Raw genomic sequence first — 18,589 nt, forward strand, 5'->3', positions numbered from 1 at the left:
GCTGAATGCGTGAGAAGCTTTGCTTAGGCGCGGCCAGAGGCCGGCAGCAGCGTACGGCTAGCGAATTGCCTTAATGCTGCCCGGTGGACCGGATCCGTGTGGCTGGACGCACAGGATGGTAGGCAAGCCAGGCTTCGCTCTGCTTCCAGCATCGCCCTCTGCGGCGATGAGCGATCTGGGTTGGTGACGCCACGGTGCTGAACAACCGATCTGCGAAATTGGTTCAAGACTCCGTAGGGGAACCCGCTCGGGGTCGGCGGTCACAACCTTTAGCAGTTGCCGCAATCGTCCTGCTTCTCCCCTTTGGATGAGACCGAGGAGTTGCACTCCGGTCGTGAACTCGGAATGCTGCTGACTTGCGCGCCAAGCTGTGAAGTGCTTCGGTGCACCAATTATCGGTCCATAAGCTAAGTGTGGAGGGGATTCGTTCTTTGGCGAACTGAGCGACAGACCAGCCGCGTCTTGCTCCGGGAGGACGGCGTGGCCGGCAGCCGTCGCGAGCGTTTTACTGTCTTGCATACTCTCGAAGTGAGCATGTGCCGTGGCTTTCAGCTCGGCGATCTCGCCCTCAACCCGATTCAATGCTGCAACGGCGTCTTCTAGAGATTGACGAACTGCGGCCAGTTCGGTTTCGAGCGCGGCCGAGCGGTTGCGTTCACGCGGGTCTGGGGAAAGCTTGCCGGCAACGCGCCTGAAGTCAGCATCGTTGGCGTTGGCCGCGCTCGGCACCTTGACATCAGGTTGGCTGGGTGGTTCCGATGGCGTCCGGTCTTGCCGCCCGGCAATGACGGGAACTCCCGCTGCCGACCGTTTCGCGGCGGTATCCATTTGCGCGGAAAGCTGCTCGATCGCGATTTGGAAGATGTGCTGGACATCGATGTAGCTTTGAGGAGTCAACGCCTTCTGATAGTACGAGTCGGGCAGAAGTGATGCGAACGACGCTGCTATGACGATAGCAAGGATCTTGTAAAATGATCGAGCTCGTTTGGCAGAGGTGAGGGTCGCGGAGTGCGTTCCTCTCGTCGCGGTCTGTGCAATCAAGAATTCCAGATGTTCACGGTCTTGATCTGTGATACCGCCTGCCGCGTTAGTATGGGGATCGGCCGGTATGGGGCTCCAATGCGTTGGAGTGATGCTGATAGGATCACCGTTTTCCTTGATCCAACGGCCCGCCTGCGGAGACCATCGAACTCGGTCAGAGGCACCGCTCTGCGCATCTTCAACGATGATGATTTCTCGATCCTTGGGTGCCGTCCCAATTGTGTGGCGCATGCGCATTAAGTCCGCTGATGATGCTGGCCATGGTCTCCGTCACGCTAAACTGCGCTTGGAATATTGGTTCTTCTGCCGACGCCTCGACGCACCGGCCGTCGGGGGCTCAAGAGTCTTGCCTGGGTGGGTTTTCTCCTGATCTGCAAGCGCCCAACCACGAAACGCCATCGCGCGCTAACGCAGCGGATGACCTGTGAATTAAATCAATCGTACCACAATGGTGAATTAAATAAACAGATTAAACGCACGGCTGTAATTGTTCGAGTGGAGTAACCTAGATAGTGCGCCCTGTCCGAAGAACGCCAGCCCGGCTGCAAATCGCGATCACGGAGTGGAAGGCCGGTTATCGAACTGCTTCTAACACCCACCGACGTCGCCGTTCGATCCCTCTGGGATCTAGCGGGCGCGGGCGCTGTGGAACCGCCGGCCGAGTATCGTACATCGGTTCACAGCGCGCGGGAGGGATTGATCTGACAGTCTCAAAGTTTAACGTTAAACTCGTCTTGAGAGCGACACCTGTTTCAGTTTCGAATAGAATGCACACGTGGCAATGGCGAGGTACGCCGGTTTAGCTCAGGGGTAGAGCGTCGTCATCGTATGACGGAGGTCGGGAGTTCAAGTCTCTTCAACCGGCACCATTTTGCAGGGATAGCGCCATAGAAGGCTATCGAAGGAATAACCCTATCAAGATCATATGTTTGGCGAACTCCGAGGAGCGCAGGGCTCTTGGAAAGTGAAATTTTCAGGTAGCGTCTTCGTCCAGATCTATTTCGATAATGATTTGACTTGGTCTGCCAAACACACCTTCGACAGTGCGCCTGGGATCGTCGATGCCGGCAGGATCCGTGAGCACGCTACGTCTCCGTGATAGGTAGCTGCGCATACAATTTCTGGTGACGCACGTGAGGCATCGATGGACCGGCGAATTATCCCCCTGATCATGTGCGGCGGTGCGGGCACGCGGCTATGGCCGGCCTCGCGCGAGGTGCATCCGAAGCAGTTCCTGTCGCTGTTCGGGGCGCGCTCGACGTTCCAGGAGACGCTGCTGCGGGTCGCGGACGCGAGCCTGTTCGAGCGGCCGATCGTGATCACCAACGAGGCCTACCGCTTCATGGTGCTGGAGCAGCTCGCCGAGATCGGCGGCGAGGCCGACGTGCTGCTGGAGCCGATGCGGGCGATTCCGGGCCGCGATCGCCGCCGGGGCGGCGTTTGCGCACAGCCGGGACGTTGAGGCGGTGGTGCTGGCGCTCGCCGCCGACCATCTGGTGCGCGACACGTCGGCCTTCGTCGCGGCGTGCCGCGAGGGGCTCGCTGCGGCAGAGCGGGGCCGCATCGTGACCTTCGGCGTCAAGCCGGAGCGGCCGGCGACCGAATACGGCTATCTCAGCCCGGGCGAGGTGGTCGCCGGCGAGGTGCGGGCGGTCGGCAAATTCGTCGAGAAGCCGGATGCGGAAATCGCCGCCGGCTATATCGAGGCCGGCTATCTCTGGAACAGCGGCAACTTCATGTTCCGCGCCGCGGTGCTGCTCGATGAGTATCGCAACGTCGATGCCGACAGCGTGGCGGCCGTCGAGCAGTCGGTGGCGGAGGCCAGGCGCGACCTCGGCTTCGTCAAGCTCGACCCGCCGGCGTTCGGCGCGGCGAAGGCGATCTCGATCGACTATGCGGTGATGGAAAAGACGGCGCGGACGGCGGTGGTGCCGGTGGCCTGCGGCTGGTCCGACATCGGCTCCTGGCGCCAGGTCTGGGAGCTGTCCGCCAAGGACAGCCACGGCAATGCGGCGCGCGGCGTTGCGGTGTTCGAGGACTCCCGCAACTGCAACGTCACGACCGACCGTGCGCTGGTCGCGCTCGAGGGCGTCGACGACCTCGTGGTGGTGGCGACCCAGGATGCCGTGCTGGTGTCGCGGCAGAAGGACGCCAACGGGCTGAAGCGGCTGGTCGCCAAGCTGAAGGTGACGGCGCCCGAGGTGACGGAGAGCCACATCCGGGTGCATCGCCCGTGGGGCTCCTACCAGTCGGTCGACAACGGCGACCGCCACCAGGTCAAGCGCATCATCGTCAAGCCGGGCGGCCGGCTCAGCCTGCAGAAGCACCACCACCGCTCCGAGCACTGGATCGTGGTGCGCGGCACCGCGCAGGTGACGGTCAACGAGCTGATCAAGACCGTGCACGAGAACAGATCGATCTACATCCCGATCGGGGCGGTGCACCGGCTGGAGAACCCCGGCAAGATCCAGCTCGAGCTGATCGAGGTGCAGACCGGCAGCTATTTCGGCGAGGATGATATCGTTCGCATCGAGGATGACTACCAGCGTGTATGACATGCGGGCTCGCGCGGCGACCAATTCCGCCTAGTCGTGCCCTACGTCCGCGCATTATGCGCATCGGATAGTGCGGGCTACGAGGTGCGTCCCCGCCTGACGAGCCTAAGGTACAGGCGCCGCACTTGAACGAAGCGTCCCCTGAGCCTTCTAAGTGTCGCGCTCTGGGAAACGTTGGTCGGCTTGGCGGAGAACAACTGCGACGTTCTTTCAGAAATCAGCCGGTGAATGCTTCGAACGAGAAAGGCGATAAGCTTTCGATTTCCCTGAACGGACGGCGTGGGGCAGTTTGCCGCAATTTCGATATTCATCAGAAGCGGTAATTATAAGCAAATCAACGGCGATGGAATTTGCGATATGTCTTGGTCATGGAATTGGTGGCTATTCATCGGCGCTACGATTTTTTTCTCGGTTGCCTTGGCGCTCATGAAACGGGCCAGCGATTCTGCTTATAGCGCAAGCCGAGGCCCACGATACCGAAATGCCTACCAAGTCGGGCGCCACACTCTCGCGACTGAGACCGTCGTGGCGGGTACCGTGGCGGCGGCCGCCGCGACTACAATAGGAGGATTCATAATCGAGCTATGACGAACCTCGCCCTCAGGGAGGACCCGAGGGGCCGGGGCCGTGCTTTTCGGGACGCCCTTGTCGCCGATCTGCGATCAGCGGTTGGCGCCTCTAGCTGAACAGCCACTGCACAATGTATTGCACTCCCCAGGAGAGCGCGATCATCCAGCCGACCATGGAGACCGCACTCAAAATAATCCACGTCACCTTGATGATCGACCCAGCCCGCTCCGGGGCTTGGATGGTGCTGGGGTCCAAAGTGAAGGCTTGAGAGGCGGCCTGCCCACCATCGAGTCGTTCAATCGACGAAGGCGATGATCCGACCATCGTGTTCATTACCCTGGTCGGATTCAGTTCCTGCGGCTGCATCCGAGAGGCGGTTGTCAGCAAACGTTGCAGTTCTCCAGATTGGGGTGCGAATTCGGCGGTGCGCAAAGCGACCAGTGCCCCGTTTGCCTGGCTCATAATAATCCTCTTCGTGCTATTCAGGTTGTCAAAGATTGGCTCGCCCCGAGCGTTTGCCAGTTTCTGCTGGCAGATCGAAAAATGCACCGCCAGGCTCGAAATACTTGTCCCGGCGGCGCCTGTCTCAAGCTGGGCCCTGCAATCCCCAGCGCTCGAAGATTAGCAAAGTTAGTACCACAGATTTGTGAAACCGTTCACATAAGGCCGACTGTTAATTTCCCTTGCGAGGGGATCTGCGCGTACGCTGCCATTATTCGAAATAACTGCTAGCCAACTAACGGAAGATTGGGATCAGAAAACGATAGCGCCGCGTAGACGGAATATATTCACCCCGGCAGTGCCGGCAGTAATCACTACGACACATCTGACCCAGGGGTGAAGCTGATAGCCGCGCGGCGATCGGGCATTCCCAGCCGTTCTCGGCGGGCGGCGCCTATCAATTGCGGTCGATTAGCCACGGAACAACGGCAGGGCAGGAGCGTGGCTTAAGACCACGGCGTGTCCCGGATCATATCTGACGGGCACCTCTGTGAAGCCGAATGGCGTCGTAGGCATGTGCGACAAAGACGGTAGCGCTGAGGGCAAATAGCAGCCCGACGGTTACTTCCATCATGACACTTCCCCTTAATGAAACTGATCGGGAGGTAACTATCGATTGTTTCAGCCGGATTTCGTGATGGAAGGAAAATGGTTTCATTGAACCGGAATCTGGTGGGAAAGCGGTGAAGGAGAGCCCTAGGTGCGCTTCGGCGCTCGCCGATTTTTTGGCGATTTGGCAGTTTCGCCAGACTTCTTCCGGGGCAATTCTTCAATATCGGATGTCCCGATCAGCACGGCACCTGGCTCCGCCACTGGGGATGACAGATATTTGGTGCGAGCGAGCTGCTCGATCCTTGACCTACTCTCGAGGAATGCTTCTAGCCGTCCCTCTTGCCCACCGTCCGCGCCGAAATGCTCGTCTAGCGCTTCGCCGCTGATGGCGCAGCCGACTGCGCCGCTGAGCGCCTCTCCTTGGAATGTTACGATATCGCGGCTGAAGTCATAGCGGGGAGAAGGATTGTCGAAGGAAAGGTCGATGCCCGGAATGATCGACCGAGGCACGCCGATAGTCTTGAGCACCGTGTCCCGTACAGAGGCCGCAAGCAAACCGAGCCCTTCGAGCATTAGTTGGCGCCATTTGGGACCGCGGGCAAAGGCCTCCTCCCACGCAGATTTCATCTCATGGGGCCGCTTCTCTGCGACAGCGGCGAGCAAGGCCTCGGCCTGCCGCAGGTCTTTGTCGCGCTTTGCAAACCCCTCCGGACGCCTGCGGGAGACGATGAGCTTGTGGACCGCGTAACGTGCCGGAGCCGGCACGTGCACGTAGATACCGGTGCCGTGCAGGACGACTGCAGGCTCCGGCTCGCGGATCAAAAAATCCAGGAAGCGAAGCGGCTGGGCATCCGTGTTTAGGGCAGGCAGTTTTTGGGGACGGCCGGTTTCCCTGCCCTGGTGAGGCGTAAGAAAGTCGACGCGCAAACCGCCCTTGGCGGCATAGCTGGTCACGCGGCGACCGTCGGCTACGTGAGGAACGGCACGAAAGGATTTGTCCACTTCCTTCAGTACGTCCAGAACGGGCGGGGTGGAATCCTCGACCGCCACCGAGACATTCTTGAATTGGGCAATGTCCACGTCGCCAGTCTGCAACGAGCCAGCGGAGAGGCGAACGCCAAGCATTGCAGCATAGGTTTGATAGGCGATCGTTCCAACCAGCACGCCGCGAAGGCGAAAGACGCCAGCCTTGGCGAGCGCGGCGATCACGTCCCCGATCTCGGGAATGGGACGGGGAAAACCGAACGATCGGACGAGGGTGGAGACAAGTGCCCGACGCTCGCGTTCGTCTTCGCGAACCTCCTTATGGCGGGTGATACGCTCGAGGAGGTCCGGCGTCTCTGGGCCGACATAGCGCTGGGACCGCTCGGCGCCGGCGCCGGTTTGGAAATACCAGTACTTGCGGCCGTTGATGCTCTTGGCCGTGAACGAGCCGTTGTCCGCGAAGGCGTCCCGGAAGGCGGCGGTTGCCGTGCGCTCCAGGAGCTCGGCATAGGTCGTCTGGGCAACCAGGGAAGGAGCTGGCATGGTTGGTATCCGAATTATACTCATGTTGCAAAGTGAGTATAAAAGAGGGCGAACTTGGCATCCAGCGGACTTTATACTCATTCTGCAAGGTGAGTATAAGATCATCATCTTTCGGGGTCAACTCGGCGTGCGCCAGCCGTTGCGCGGCCAAGCGGTTCCGTCCTTCACCTTGCGCTACTTGCGCCCAGCACGGGATGCGCTCAACGTTATCGCGATTAGCCGCAACCCGGCCGGCTCGGCGCGGAAGCGCAGCTCCTGTTGGGCGCTTAAATAAATAGCGATTGCAATTAATGATTGTCCGAAGGTGATTGAAATGATTAAATCGCCAACGTGGGGTGACCAACCTTTCCCTGTGAGAAAATACACACCTATGTGCGCGGATCTAGGCGTCGCGTCTACTTGCTGGGCAAGCCGTGTAGCAGCCGGGCTTCTGTTTCATGATGAGCCCTTGTGAAATGCGGGCGCGACAAGCGGCTCGGTTGATCACTGCCGGCATCGCCATGATTAACGCGCGCCCTGTAGTTATTGCCGTCGTAGCTGGCATTGGTCTGGCATGGGCCGCGCACCAGGGCGTTTGCGCCGAACCGAAGGTAATCAGGATCGTTGCGCTCGGAGATTCTCTTACTGCTGGTGAAGGTGTCGCCAGTCGGGATGCCTTTCCGGCCAAACTTGAGTCTGCGTTGAGAGCTAGAGGTCAACCTGTGCAAGTCGCCAACGCCGGTGTGAGTGGCGACACCGCCGCAAGGGGTCTTGATAGGCTAGACCGATCGGTCCCCGACAATACAGATGCCGTGATTGTGGAACTCGGCGCTAACGACATGCTGAAGGGATTCGACCCAGGTGTCACTCGAGCGGCCCTCACGGCGATCTTGCGCAAGCTCGAAGTCCGACGGATCGCCGTGCTCCTTTGCGGGGTGCGAACTCAACCGAGCGGTGGAGACGAATACAAGGGTGCTTTTGCCGCGATGTTCCGTGATCTAGCTGCCGAGCACGACGTGCTTTTTTACCCGGCCTTCGACGAAGCGTTTGTCGACGATGCACGGCTCAAACTGTCGGATGGTCTGCATCCAACTGCCGCTGGAATAGAAGCGGTTGTCATGCGGATATTGCCAACAGTCGAGGCCTTGATCGACCGCGCGGATCGAAGAGAACGATGACTTCAGTTGAGCAAATCTCTTGAGCACGTTGATGCGGTGAGATCGGTGGCAAAGCAGGCCCGACATGGAGGATTGGGGCGCATCAAATCATCGTTGTTGCAGAACGATCTTGGACCGCCAGCATGGCGGCTCAATTCCAGAACGAAGCCGCCGCATCGAATATACTGACGCGACGACCTCGCCATGGTGGACCCGGACAGGTGGGCAATTGTCCGGTACGGCGAGGGTAATTGCCCACGCACGACGCGCAACTGAAGTCGCTTGTTAAGCTTTATGCCCCGCCCCGGGGTTAAATCTGGAACCTTGCGTCGAGCTGCAGCGCATTACTGCCAAAGCAAGCGACAAGCGTGATGCGCGCGGACCGCGAGGTCAGGTCCTGTCTCAGCCGGCTCAAGCCGCTTGGCAAAAGACCACGATGATCTCAAGGCGTCTCCATCAAATCTTCTGGTCGAGGACTGGGCGGCAGGCCAGCTCGCGGTGTAGAGTGCCTCCCAATAGTTCTAAGTCGTTCTGTGAGCGTTAGTCATGACCATCCGCGATTTCATTGTCGGCGTATTGCTATCCGCGATCATCATAGTGCTCTACTTCCACTAGGGCATTCTGCGGGTGCTTGTACGACCGCAGGCGATGCCGGTGCTTGTGCAAGTAAGCTGCTCGCAGCACGTGCCCGCGCGGCCGCGAAGCAGCGATCAATCCTCACTGGATGCGGATGAACGGCGGTCTTTGGCGGCGTGAGTTTGCGCGACTTCGGGTTCTCGGCCGTCGGCGTGATAATTCAAAAACGCTTCGGTATTGCCACTGTACCGCCCCGGAGTTGCTCGAATCTGGCGGCATCGACATTGGCCGGGTGGGCACTTTCTGCCGTTGGGTCAGGCGCCGGCGCGGAGAGCCTCGGCAGTGATCGTGCTCTAGTACAGGCAGCGTTGCCTTCAGGGGAACCAGATGTGGATTGTGTACGGCCTGCTGCTAGCAGTGGGTGTGCTGTTGGTAGCCGCACTTGTGCTTGCGTTATGCGCCAGCGCTATGATCGGTCGGCCGTTATCGGAGCGCAAGCAGCGCGTCACGATCCTTTCTGCTGGTGATCAGGTTGATCGGAAGTGCACGTCGTCATCGCGAACGGCTCTTCACGTCTTCCGACGGATCTGACCATAGCGACCACGCCCCGATTTGTTACCGAGAGTTTGCGCGATCGCGCAGTTGTGCCGGATGCCGAACAAGAAGTGCGATGCCCTTGCGTAGGTGGGCTACGGGTCACAAGAGCGCGGCCTGCGTAGTAGCAGTCAACTCCTCAACGGAAGAACAGCTCGCGTGGCACTAACTAGGCAAACCCAAGCTTGCTGCTCGTGTTCAGCGATGAATGGTCAAGGCGCATCCGGAGCGCTTGAACCCACCTCCTTTAATCCGTTGATGCTAGTAACCATGCGATAGCCATCCGGAAACTCGACAAGACACGTGTACATCGTTCCGCGTGCGAGCACGCGGCATCGTTGATGCCGTCGGCCCTGGTGTTGCCAAAGATAGATGTAGCCGTAGCGACCGGCGGCCAAATCATCCGGGGAAATATATTCGTCGTGCAAAAGACCTCCTGAATTGGTGCCGGTTGGATTGCGGCTGGATCCGCAGTAACACGCTCGATGGGAATGATGGGCGTCCCTTTCGATCATCGCGTCCGGCAATTGCGAACCTATGTGGTTAGTACGAGGCAAGCGAACGTTGGTTCGCTGGTTAATATGAATCCGGGGCGTCTCAAAATTGCGAACGTGTCGGGGACGTTCGCGGTGCTGGTCGCGCCGTCGGCAAAGGCGACTAATCGATATCAACCGCTTATATTGTGGGTGCGACGCAACATAGGGGCGCGCGCCGCAATCCTGCCACTTTGGCGGGAACTCATGTTCCCGGGTGGGATTTCGCAGTTCGATTCGAGCGGCTAGGGGGCGCAAATGCTAGCTGTAATTCAGGTGAACGTTGCGATCTGGGGAATGATAGCCTGTGCGATTGTAAAAATCACTGAGCTCGCATTCTAAGCGAGGCGGTTTCATTATGGTCGTCCGAGTGCGGCGATTAGCGAGGGATGGCAAACGAGAGCCGCGGCCTTGGTTGCCATGGAACGCTTGATACTTATCCGGTATCGCGGCAGGCGCCGGGCGTAGATCTTCGGGCTTTCGATCGGCCGAATCTGACCGAAAACGGCGCTGGGTGCAAGGTAACATAGTATGCAACGTCCCGTTTTCGCGACGAAAATAAATTGCAGGTATCTTGAACCGTTTTGGACGCATTGAGGTCAAACGCTAAACAGGCACCTGGACGGCCGGCGTCTTCTCAAAGACCGCCGGCCTTTTTTTGAGCGGTGTAGGTAGCACCGGCTGCCACGGGCATCGAAGAAGGGCAGGGCGATTAGAAGGGCTGATCATCAGTCATACGTTGATCGCGCTGCATTCGGCCAACCGCTACGATCAGGCTAGGTTGTTGGAGTATCTCGACGAGGCGATCGAGGATGAGGCGTTCGTTGGTGCGCGGACGAGGTTCTAGATACTCCTCGAGGATTTCTTGCGCAGCCCCGACGGCCAAGAGCGCGAGGTTCTCGTCAGTCATTATCGAGCTCCAACGACGTAACCTTAATTGCGCTCAAGTTAATCACGTATTGTTGTAATTGTTCCCCGGCGTTACCCATCTCTGATGGCGAGGATGCGTTGTCGCGTAGCCTAGCCGTTATTGGTGAGGGCGGCGCAATCTATACGCCTTCCACAAGCGGTACCGCTGGGCGGAGCGGAATTATCCAGGCGAGTGTGCGGTGCAGTAGTCCGATGGCTCACGCGAGAATCCGGTCAAAATCAAGTCTATGCAAACTTGGCGCGGCTCATCGTGGAGTTGGAAATACTTCTTTCATTGGCCCGCCGTAACGTCCCATCGGTGCATCCCGGAACTTTCGCCCACATTGCGCTTTTACTAGCTCGGCAGGGCGCTACGCAGGCAGCTTATGTTGATTGTGTACATCCTGCTAACATCCTTGGGCATGCTATTGGCCATTGGCTTGGCGTTAGCGATCTACGTCAGCGCCCTGATTGCCCGGCCGCTCGAGGAGCGGCACATGCGCGTCACTCTGCTGTCCGGAGAGGACGAAGGAGCGAACCGCAAGCGGGATCATCAGGCGTCCCGTTTAATCCAAGAACCAGCGATTGAATCTGACGTAAACTATTCGGCGGCGGCCCCAAGTCCTAAGACAGGGTGCTGATCGTCCATCTTGGCATCGGCGCATCTCAGCGCGAAATCGTGGGCGATACCTCCCACCTATTTCCACGCTAGTCGTTCGCATCCGTACCGTCCTGCTCGTCCGGCGTCGCAGAATCGGGGACGTGGAACGAAAACCGTCATTGCCTGAGTACCAAGCGCCTGACTATCAAGCGTCTTGCGCGACCAAGAGTAGATCAGATTGGTGACTTAGCTGCGAAGCAAGTCTTGCCGGAAATTCGTCTGGATGAACTTGCGCAGCTTGGGTCGTCTGGACCCTTCAGCCGTACAACTACGGAACGTGCTGCTGATCAAATCTTAACCTGGCCGATGGCTTAATCCACCGACGTTCGTGGGAGCGCTGTGCGATTCGGCCTGAAGGCTGGTTTTCGGGGACAGATGATGTCACTCGTATTTCAGATTAACATAGCGCTTTGGGGTATGATCATCTGTCTGGCGGTGAAATTGGCCGAACTCGTGTTCCAGTGAACTAAGCAAACAGCCAACGTGCAAGCTGCATGGCGATGCACAACAGCGCCACCGACCAGCCGATCATGGAAATTGCACACAGGACGACCCAGGCTACCTTGAGCACCGATGCGAACGGTCGCAATACCTTCTCGACTCCAATTCGCGTTATCTCGCTCACGCCCGGTTCCTCTCAACCAACGAATTAGTCGGCGCATTCGGGCAAGCGGTTCAAATGCTCGATCTTCGGCCCGGACATGGGTTGCGCGTTGACGTGTGCTGGCGCATCGGCCGGGTCCCGGTCTTGAGGAGGGATCGCCGATGTCCTCGCGTGGACTTAATCCGAATGAGCAGAGCGAGCGGAGGAGATAGAATCTGAAGCTAAATGGGGAGGCTCGGCCGTTTGCTTGGGAGCCAGGCAGCCGCGGCAAATCACCATCATTCGAGATAACCGTTCGTCTTCCTCTTCATTCATCTTGTTATAAGCCGCCACCCATTCTTTCGAGTACGGTTTCAAACCGGCAAGCTTATCGGCTGCAGCGGGAGGCTTGTTCGCCGACGAGGTCTCCTTACGTTGTTTCGACGCATGGGCCGGTCGGCTCTCACCGCGATCTTCCATCGCCACACGACGATCAGGAGCCTGAGCGAAGCCATCCCAAGCAGGAGGAGCGATGCCAACCGGTCCCGCTGTTTGAACCAGACATCCTGTTCCGGCACAGCAGCCGCCGAGGCAAAGGATGAGTGAGGCCATTCCAGCCAATCGCGCGATCATACCGACTCTCTAGTCCGCGGAGGAGACATGACCATTCGCTGTGGAATGTGTCGGGGATATGGTTAACACGAATTAACAATGTTACCCCCGGAGGTTCGATGGCGCCGATTATTCCGGGCTTCCGGCCCGTGGACCGGTAATATAACCGTTTGAAATAGCGAGGTAACTTGGCTCGACCCCAACCTGACCTGGATCAGGCACGGGCGTTGCGGACCGGCTCCACCGCCAGGCTCGCTCGCCGCAGGAGGCCGTCCTTGATGTCGGTTGCAAGCATGCTGCGGCATCTCGCCTTAAGCCGGAGCGGAAGGCCAAGCACGTAGCTCCGGTTTCTTAAACGCAGAGCCCGACGAGTTAAACAGGTCGCTCAGTCCGGGATAATCGGGACATTCAACATATGTTCTGAACTCGGGCCTGCGTTGAAGACGACAAGTTGAGACCTGTCGCCTCACGAGTAGTCTGTTTGGTCGAATGCGTTTGAGCCCGTCGACGATCGCGGCCTGTTTGAAATTGCGAGGTGGTGCATCGCTAAAGTGCGGCAGCCGAACGGACCGCCTCGAAAGGTAACAACGCGAAACACAGAGCTCCGTTGATTTGCCGATCTCAGCTTCTCAAGTGCGACAGAGACAGAGAGTGCGCTGGCTGCGAAGTGGAGGAGATGGAGACACCCGTCACGGGACAAGAGTCTCGATGGTGGAGAGCGTTAGCATTGGCGCAATCGCAACAAGGTGGCAGGAAACGAGGGGAGAGGTCGCAGTCGGCGCACGAAACGGAAGCACGGCTCTCCAGAGTCCAGTTGCAGTGATGTCGCGCCACCATGTACTATAAGATCATATCGGAAGTTTTTTCGGGTCCGAAATTTGGCCGTGCTTCGCAGCGGCACGATATATTGATCGATGCTGGAGTATTGCAATGAAGGACAATCCGTTGGGTGGCGAGGCCGAAATGGCCATTGTCAGCGATCGTGATGATCTCGGCTTGCGATATCGCGAATTGCAGCACTTGAGGAAATTGGTCGCTGACCTTGAAAGCCTCCTTTCGGACGGTACGGATCCGCCGGCTGCCTCGTGTCCTTACGATCCAAGTCGCACAATTCATTGAGTTGTGATCCGCCACTCGGCGCCGAACCACATCCGGCGTGCTCCCTTGGATGGAGTTGAGGACGCCTGCTCGGTCGTACGTAGGATGAGGGCCGTAGAGAATTTCCGGGTTGGTGGATTGCCCGGAGGCGGTTAGCCCGAGTGGCTGCGAAGCTCCGCTTCGGAGCCACTCGATTGACGAAACCCCGAGCGGGTGTGGTCTGTCGAGTTCATCGAGCTAAAGTTCTGATCGTGGGTGGCTGTGCCGGGGCTTGGTCCGTGTTGATGTTGATGTCAGGACATTCGCTGTGGGAGGAGGGACTCCTTCAGGACATCAGCCATCGCGCGAGATACGAAGCGGCCCACAGCAGCCCGGTGAACCAGCCGATCATCGCAATCGCGCTCACGGCAATCCACGCAATGCTGATCGATGTTGGATGGGGTCTTTGCTCCCGCTGATGCAACGACCGAGACGGACTCGCAGGAGGCAGACCGGCTGCAGTCTTGGCGTTCGCGTTGGCGGGTTTCGCAGAGTGGGTCAATGGAGAGACCGATGGTCCGAAGTATCAAGGAGCGCTGGTGGGACCGCGCCGACCAACGGGCTCTCGAGCTGCGATACCAGCTTTCTTAAATGCTGTACTTCACGATACCGGAGTTCTAGCTCATCGACATCGGAAACGGCCGGGCGCCTATCCAAATCGTTCAAAGTATTCTTCATGTGAGGTATGCTCCGAGCAGTAAGCGTCAGAGGACCGCCTTGGCAATCGCACCACGCAGCGGCTTCGCTAATTCGAGGACTGCGGGCGGCCTGCTAGCTGCAAATTGACTCGGTCATGCCGCTTGCGCAAATGGACTCGAGAATTAAGCTTGATGCCCGCGAAAAAGGGTTAAACATCCCGTAGATTTACAGCTCCGCAGCCAGTCCGTGGATCTCGATCCTGGTGGGAGGGGAACCTAGACAGAGACCGCTTGCCAAAGGGGAGGGGCGCTCATTCTCCCGCTATGCAATCGCTGCCCGGCCCTCGAGGGTTAGCACTGGTGATCCGCTCGCCATTTCCACGAGGCTCAAGTCGACAAGGGTCTGCAGGGTGTCCGGGTCCACGGGGGACATCTTTAGCCGCATACCCCTGATGTCTCTTAGGGCCCAGCGCAGGATGATTGCGCGCTCGCGATCGGCCAAGGCCGTCGAAACGTCTGGCCGTATCACCGCGTTCTTCAGAAGCGACTGAGGACTAGCCGCTGGAAGTGCCAAAATTGGTTGAGCCTGCAGGAGCTCAAGGCGGCCGCGTTCCACAGCGAGCTCTCGCGTTGCCGAGCCCGCTGCCGCCTGGCTGGAAGGCGCAGGGATGGAGAGAGCTGGACTCTCTCCGGTCGCTTCAACGGTTTGTGATGCCGGGACCGTCTGCAGAGCCTGATGGGCTGTCGCTGAAAGGTCTACTTCGCTTGAGCTCGATTCCAGCGGCGTGCGCGTTTCGACAACAGATTGTTCGGGGGCAGGAGCGGGCAGCAGGTACAAATCTGCTCGAGGTGTCGCTGCGGACGCGAGATCCTGATCTGTTGGCTCCGTCGGCGGCAGTTCTGCGCGAACCGCAACGAGCTCCGTTATGTTGCCTGTTGCGAATAGAACGTTCTCATCGATGGGCTCTTCGTGAGCGCAATCGACTTCGTCGCCTGGTCTGATTGCGACCGTCGCGGGCAGAGCACCATCTGGCAAATCGGGCTCAGGTTCACGATCCTCGTTGGACTCTTGCCCAAGGCCGGATTGATTGGGATCCGGCTGGCTCAAATCTGTCTCGCTAAGGGTTCGCGAAAGCCCGTATGGCGCATCGCGTCCCAGCGGCGCAGTCGTCTGCTGCGCGTCGACATCCTGCAGAGTGCCCTCAGTGGAATCTTGATTTGGCAGCGGCTGGCTCGCGGTCGAAGCGATTGTCAGGGAACGGCTGGCGGCGTCCGATGCTCCAAAGCCGCCAAAGTTGAGGGCCTCTGGTTCGCCGGCATCTGTTGGCTCGGACGTCTGCGTTACCGCTATCAATTCGGCTTGGCTGACGTCCAAAGGGTGCGGCTGTATCCCTCCATGGTCGGTCTCGCACTCGCTTCCGATCGACGCCACCGGCGTACTGTCGTCAAAAATAGCAGCAGCGTCCCGATCGGTGCCGGCTTCCGGTGCCGATGGCTCCGCCGGTGCAGAGGACGGAGTCGCCTGCGCAGCATCCTCTGACCGTGACGGCGTCAATTGGAGAGAGCTCTTGGTTTGGCCAAGGATAGACTTTGGTGCCCCTGAAGGGGTGGGCTCAGCGCCGTCCCTTGGGTCAGACGAGGTTACTTGTACATCGAGGACCAGGATCGCCTTCCGGATGGATCGCTCGTAGTCACCAACCGCGCCGGGTGGTGGCCGGGTTTCAGTGGCCAGGCTCGAAATAGTGGCAAGCTGTGCCGTATCTGATGGCGTTTGCTGCGGACTTTGCTGCTCCTCATTGGGATTCACGTGCGGCTGGTTGCTCTCCGCAATCGCATCCAAGCCCTCTGATCTCAATGCGCCGACCGCACGTCGCGCGAATCTTCGAACCGCATTCAGGGCGTAGATCTCCGGCGTAGCAGCACCATCGGAGTCCCTGTCGACGTCCGGACGCGGACGAGACGTCTGCCATCCCGTAGGATCCGAGCGCATCTGGGGACGCACGTCGTCTGACGAAGCCGGCGTTGACTGAGACCCGGGTGCCGGATTGTCTACAGGCGTTTCTTGCGTCGATGCGGGAGCTCCTGCGTCGACCGTTCCCCGGGTCACAGCAGTGGACGTCGCCGTCGCTGACAGCGATCGGTCACCCATAATCATTTGCAGTGCCGCCTGAGATGCGGCAGCATCGCTTGCGTCGAGCGGCTGGTCGAGCAGGCGTCGGAATTCTTCGACGCTCCAGTCGACCAAGTCTATGTCTGGCATATCCAGCCTTCTGTTGGCGTTTGTCAGACGATTGAGAGGTCCAGGACATTAAAGCCATTAGGCGAGTCCTTTACAAGCGCTCCAGCGTTTGAAACCTCTTTTGCGGAATGTGATGGGAATATATTCCATAATCGATATTATGCGAAATTGACTTTTCTGCGGTATTTATTCTCGTGTCATTGGTTCGACCCGCGACGCCGCTAAGCAGACCCTGAGTGTGCTTGGATCGGCCGGTCCAGCAGGTTCCCACCTTCCGGCGTTTCAGGGACAAGGACGATGCTTTGCGCGCGACGAAGCTACGGCGTGCCCAGCGATCGCGCGATGTAGCGCCCGGTACGCAAGCCGAAACTCTAGCTAATGCGAGTGAGGCTGAGGCTCCCTCCCCTTGCCCTCGCCCCTTCTCGTCCATGCTTCGGGCCGCATCTTGGAAAGATGGCTCGCGATCGCGGCGACCATGGGTGCGGCAACAACACCCAGCCAACCTCCCGCAACCTTTTCGGCCGCATCGAGCAGCCGCGCGTGGCGATCAGCCGTAAATGCCTGCAAGCATTCGAGCGCACACGCGATCGATGCAACGAGCGCGATAATCAGAACGGGCCGACTGCAAATGGCGAAACGCAGGAGCACGCCGAGCAAGGCATATGCGCAAACGTGCTCAAGAAATACGACGAGTGCGGTGTCACCCAGCAATCCTGGCCGGCTGGCGAGCGGAGACAATGTTGCATAGCAGATAAACGCCAACCAAAAGGCCGCCGCCAGCCTAAGGAAAGCTCGTCTCATGATCTTGCGCGGGCTATCTGCAAAGTCTCGGTCCTTCTGACGCCGCCAAGTCCTCGAGCTTCGGAACAATCGGACTATGGCTTGATAAGGTGTTTAGAGATCTCTTGCACGAATGCGAAGCTCGTGTGTCGGGTGTCGCTCGATCGCTCGCCTGAAATCGCCGAGTTCAAGGAAGCTGTCGGCCTGCCGTCGGAGTTCCGCGGCAACCAACGGAGGTTTCGTGCGAGCGCTTGCCACGACCGTAACTCGGACGCCCGCCCGTTGAAGCGCCTGGGTCACCCGGAGAAAGTCGCCATCGCCAGAAAAAAGATAGGCGTGGTCCATCCTGTCTGCAATTTCCATGGCGTCAATGGCGAGTTCGACGCCCATGCTCCGCTTGACCCGCCGACGTCCCTCTCCGTCGTCGTATTCTTTCGCGGGCTTGGTCTTGACCATGAAGCCGTTGTAATCCAACCAGTCGATCAATGATCTCAGGCCAACGAAGTCAGGGCTGTCGCTAATCGTCGTATAGAAAAATGCTCGCACCAACTGCCCTCGTACTGAAAATTCCGCCAACAGCCGTTTGAAATCGATCTCGAAACCCAAGGCTTTCGCTGAGAAATGAAGGTTGGCGCCATCAATGAAGAGCGCGATCCGTTCCATCATTAATTATCCTGGCGCGGCAGTTTGCCGGTTTCGGCCGAAATTAATTCAACAAGCTGGTCCAACATTTAAATATTAAATATGCAATGTACCGCGCATTCGGCGCGCTCCGTCAAGGGAGTATTTGACGATCTGCCCAGCTTTGTCTGCTGGTGAGTGCTTGTTGCCGGGTGTCGGTGGACGCGCCTGCCCCGCAAGTCGGTCGGGCCGAAGGACAACGGCACCCCTGTTGACTTGGCGGGCGGGCTTACCAATTTGGCCGGAGCTACTCAGCGCGGTCCGGTGTTTGTTGACGCGCTCAAATTGCAGCATATAGTAGCGCGGCTCGTAGGCTTCGGAGACATCGACGACCTAGAGTGTAGTGGAATTCATACTTGCAAGGTCATTATTCGGGCACGGAAGATCGCCCCTAACTCTTGTACTTCTTTCTGATCACTTCGCCGATGATCGCGGCGAAGCTTTCGTTGCGCGCCGTCTAATTCGGCTCGAGTTGCTATCGGTAGAGTAAACTGCGCTAAATCGAGGCTTGGAGGACGCGAGATCTCTGCCGGATCGATCAAGGTTTTCTTGGCCAACATAAAACGCGAAAAATTACTGAAGCCTATATTTGTCAGGTGATTAAGGAGACTTCATGGGCAGGTTATCCGTTACAGATCGACGTGCTGTTTCCAACTGGACCGACAGTCACGAACTTGCGAGCATGTATTCCGAATTGGTCCGGTTAAGGCAGCAGGTTAAAATGGCGGAGTGCGGGCGCGCGATTTGGCCGCAGCGCCAGCCAC

Annotated in this window: 11 protein-coding genes, 1 tRNA gene and 1 pseudogene; 4 read left to right on the top strand and 9 right to left on the bottom strand. The window is 58.5% G+C overall.

Annotated elements, in window-relative coordinates:
* Nucleotides 1–57: 57 nt before the first annotated feature.
* Entirely contained in the window at nt 58–1,272 is a 1,215-nt protein-coding gene (locus tag P6U30_RS37135; RefSeq protein ID WP_407170730.1) for a hypothetical protein, read from the bottom strand.
* Nucleotides 1,273–1,834: 562 nt separating this feature from the next.
* Here P6U30_RS37135 and P6U30_RS37140 point away from each other — a divergent pair.
* Nucleotides 1,835–1,910, top strand: a tRNA-Thr gene (locus P6U30_RS37140).
* Between the two features lie 275 nt (nt 1,911–2,185).
* Nucleotides 2,186–3,596, top strand: a pseudogene (locus P6U30_RS37145) (mannose-1-phosphate guanylyltransferase/mannose-6-phosphate isomerase).
* A 678-nt stretch (nt 3,597–4,274) separates the two neighbouring features.
* Here the strand turns inward: P6U30_RS37145 and P6U30_RS37150 are convergent.
* Nucleotides 4,275–4,715, bottom strand: a complete 441-nt coding sequence (locus P6U30_RS37150; protein ID WP_407170731.1) for a hypothetical protein — start codon at nt 4,713–4,715, stop codon at nt 4,275–4,277.
* A gap of 648 nt (nt 4,716–5,363) precedes the next feature.
* Nucleotides 5,364–6,746, bottom strand: coding sequence for a GSU2403 family nucleotidyltransferase fold protein (locus tag P6U30_RS37155; protein WP_407170732.1), 1,383 nt, complete (start codon nt 6,744–6,746; stop codon nt 5,364–5,366).
* 479 nt (nt 6,747–7,225) lie between these two features.
* On the opposite strand from P6U30_RS37155, the gene P6U30_RS37160 reads away from it, so the two are divergent.
* Complete coding sequence (locus P6U30_RS37160; RefSeq protein ID WP_407170733.1) at nt 7,226–7,903, top strand: arylesterase; 678 nt, start codon at nt 7,226–7,228, stop codon at nt 7,901–7,903.
* A 2,394-nt stretch (nt 7,904–10,297) separates the two neighbouring features.
* Here the strand turns inward: P6U30_RS37160 and P6U30_RS37165 are convergent.
* From P6U30_RS37165 to P6U30_RS37175, 3 genes are all read right to left on the bottom strand, one after another.
* Nucleotides 10,298–10,495: a hypothetical protein gene (locus tag P6U30_RS37165; protein WP_407170734.1), complete on the bottom strand. Its 198-nt coding sequence runs from the start codon at nt 10,493–10,495 to the stop codon at nt 10,298–10,300.
* A gap of 1,126 nt (nt 10,496–11,621) precedes the next feature.
* A complete protein-coding gene (locus tag P6U30_RS37170; RefSeq protein WP_407170735.1) occupies nt 11,622–11,780 on the bottom strand; it encodes a hypothetical protein in 159 nt (52 codons plus the stop codon).
* Between the two features lie 156 nt (nt 11,781–11,936).
* On the bottom strand, nt 11,937–12,350 hold the full coding sequence (locus P6U30_RS37175) for a hypothetical protein (RefSeq protein ID WP_407170736.1): 414 nt from the start codon (nt 12,348–12,350) through the stop codon (nt 11,937–11,939).
* 930 nt (nt 12,351–13,280) lie between these two features.
* Here P6U30_RS37175 and P6U30_RS37180 point away from each other — a divergent pair.
* Nucleotides 13,281–13,469, top strand: a complete 189-nt coding sequence (locus P6U30_RS37180; RefSeq protein WP_407170737.1) for a hypothetical protein — start codon at nt 13,281–13,283, stop codon at nt 13,467–13,469.
* Between the two features lie 978 nt (nt 13,470–14,447).
* Here the strand turns inward: P6U30_RS37180 and P6U30_RS37185 are convergent.
* The 3 genes from P6U30_RS37185 to P6U30_RS37195 all read right to left on the bottom strand — a co-directional run bounded on the left by P6U30_RS37185 (nt 14,448) and on the right by P6U30_RS37195 (nt 17,810).
* Nucleotides 14,448–15,965 carry a hypothetical protein gene (locus P6U30_RS37185; protein WP_407170738.1) on the bottom strand — a complete coding sequence of 506 codons (1,518 nt, stop codon included), beginning with the start codon at nt 15,963–15,965 and terminating at the stop codon, nt 14,448–14,450.
* Between the two features lie 774 nt (nt 15,966–16,739).
* Nucleotides 16,740–17,165, bottom strand: coding sequence for a VanZ family protein (locus P6U30_RS37190; protein ID WP_407170739.1), 426 nt, complete (start codon nt 17,163–17,165; stop codon nt 16,740–16,742).
* Nucleotides 17,166–17,258: 93 nt separating this feature from the next.
* Nucleotides 17,259–17,810, bottom strand: a complete 552-nt coding sequence (locus tag P6U30_RS37195; protein ID WP_407170740.1) for an NYN domain-containing protein — start codon at nt 17,808–17,810, stop codon at nt 17,259–17,261.
* Nucleotides 17,811–18,589: the final 779 nt, after the last annotated feature.

This window comes from Bradyrhizobium sp. ORS 111, assembly GCF_045571485.1.
Taxonomy (GTDB): domain Bacteria; phylum Pseudomonadota; class Alphaproteobacteria; order Rhizobiales; family Xanthobacteraceae; genus Bradyrhizobium.

What these genes read in the sequence shown, in the direction of transcription:
- P6U30_RS37135 (WP_407170730.1), bottom strand. Translation starts at nt 1,272, where the DNA reads ATGCGCCACACAATTGGGACGGCACCCAAGGATCGAGAAATCATCATC.
- P6U30_RS37155 (WP_407170732.1), bottom strand. Translation starts at nt 6,746, where the DNA reads ATGCCAGCTCCTTCCCTGGTTGCCCAGACGACCTATGCCGAGCTCCTG.
- P6U30_RS37165 (WP_407170734.1), bottom strand. Translation starts at nt 10,495, where the DNA reads ATGACTGACGAGAACCTCGCGCTCTTGGCCGTCGGGGCTGCGCAAGAA.
- P6U30_RS37175 (WP_407170736.1), bottom strand. Translation starts at nt 12,350, where the DNA reads ATGGCCTCACTCATCCTTTGCCTCGGCGGCTGCTGTGCCGGAACAGGA.
- P6U30_RS37180 (WP_407170737.1), top strand. Translation starts at nt 13,281, where the DNA reads ATGAAGGACAATCCGTTGGGTGGCGAGGCCGAAATGGCCATTGTCAGC.
- P6U30_RS37190 (WP_407170739.1), bottom strand. Translation starts at nt 17,165, where the DNA reads ATGAGACGAGCTTTCCTTAGGCTGGCGGCGGCCTTTTGGTTGGCGTTT.
- P6U30_RS37195 (WP_407170740.1), bottom strand. Translation starts at nt 17,810, where the DNA reads ATGATGGAACGGATCGCGCTCTTCATTGATGGCGCCAACCTTCATTTC.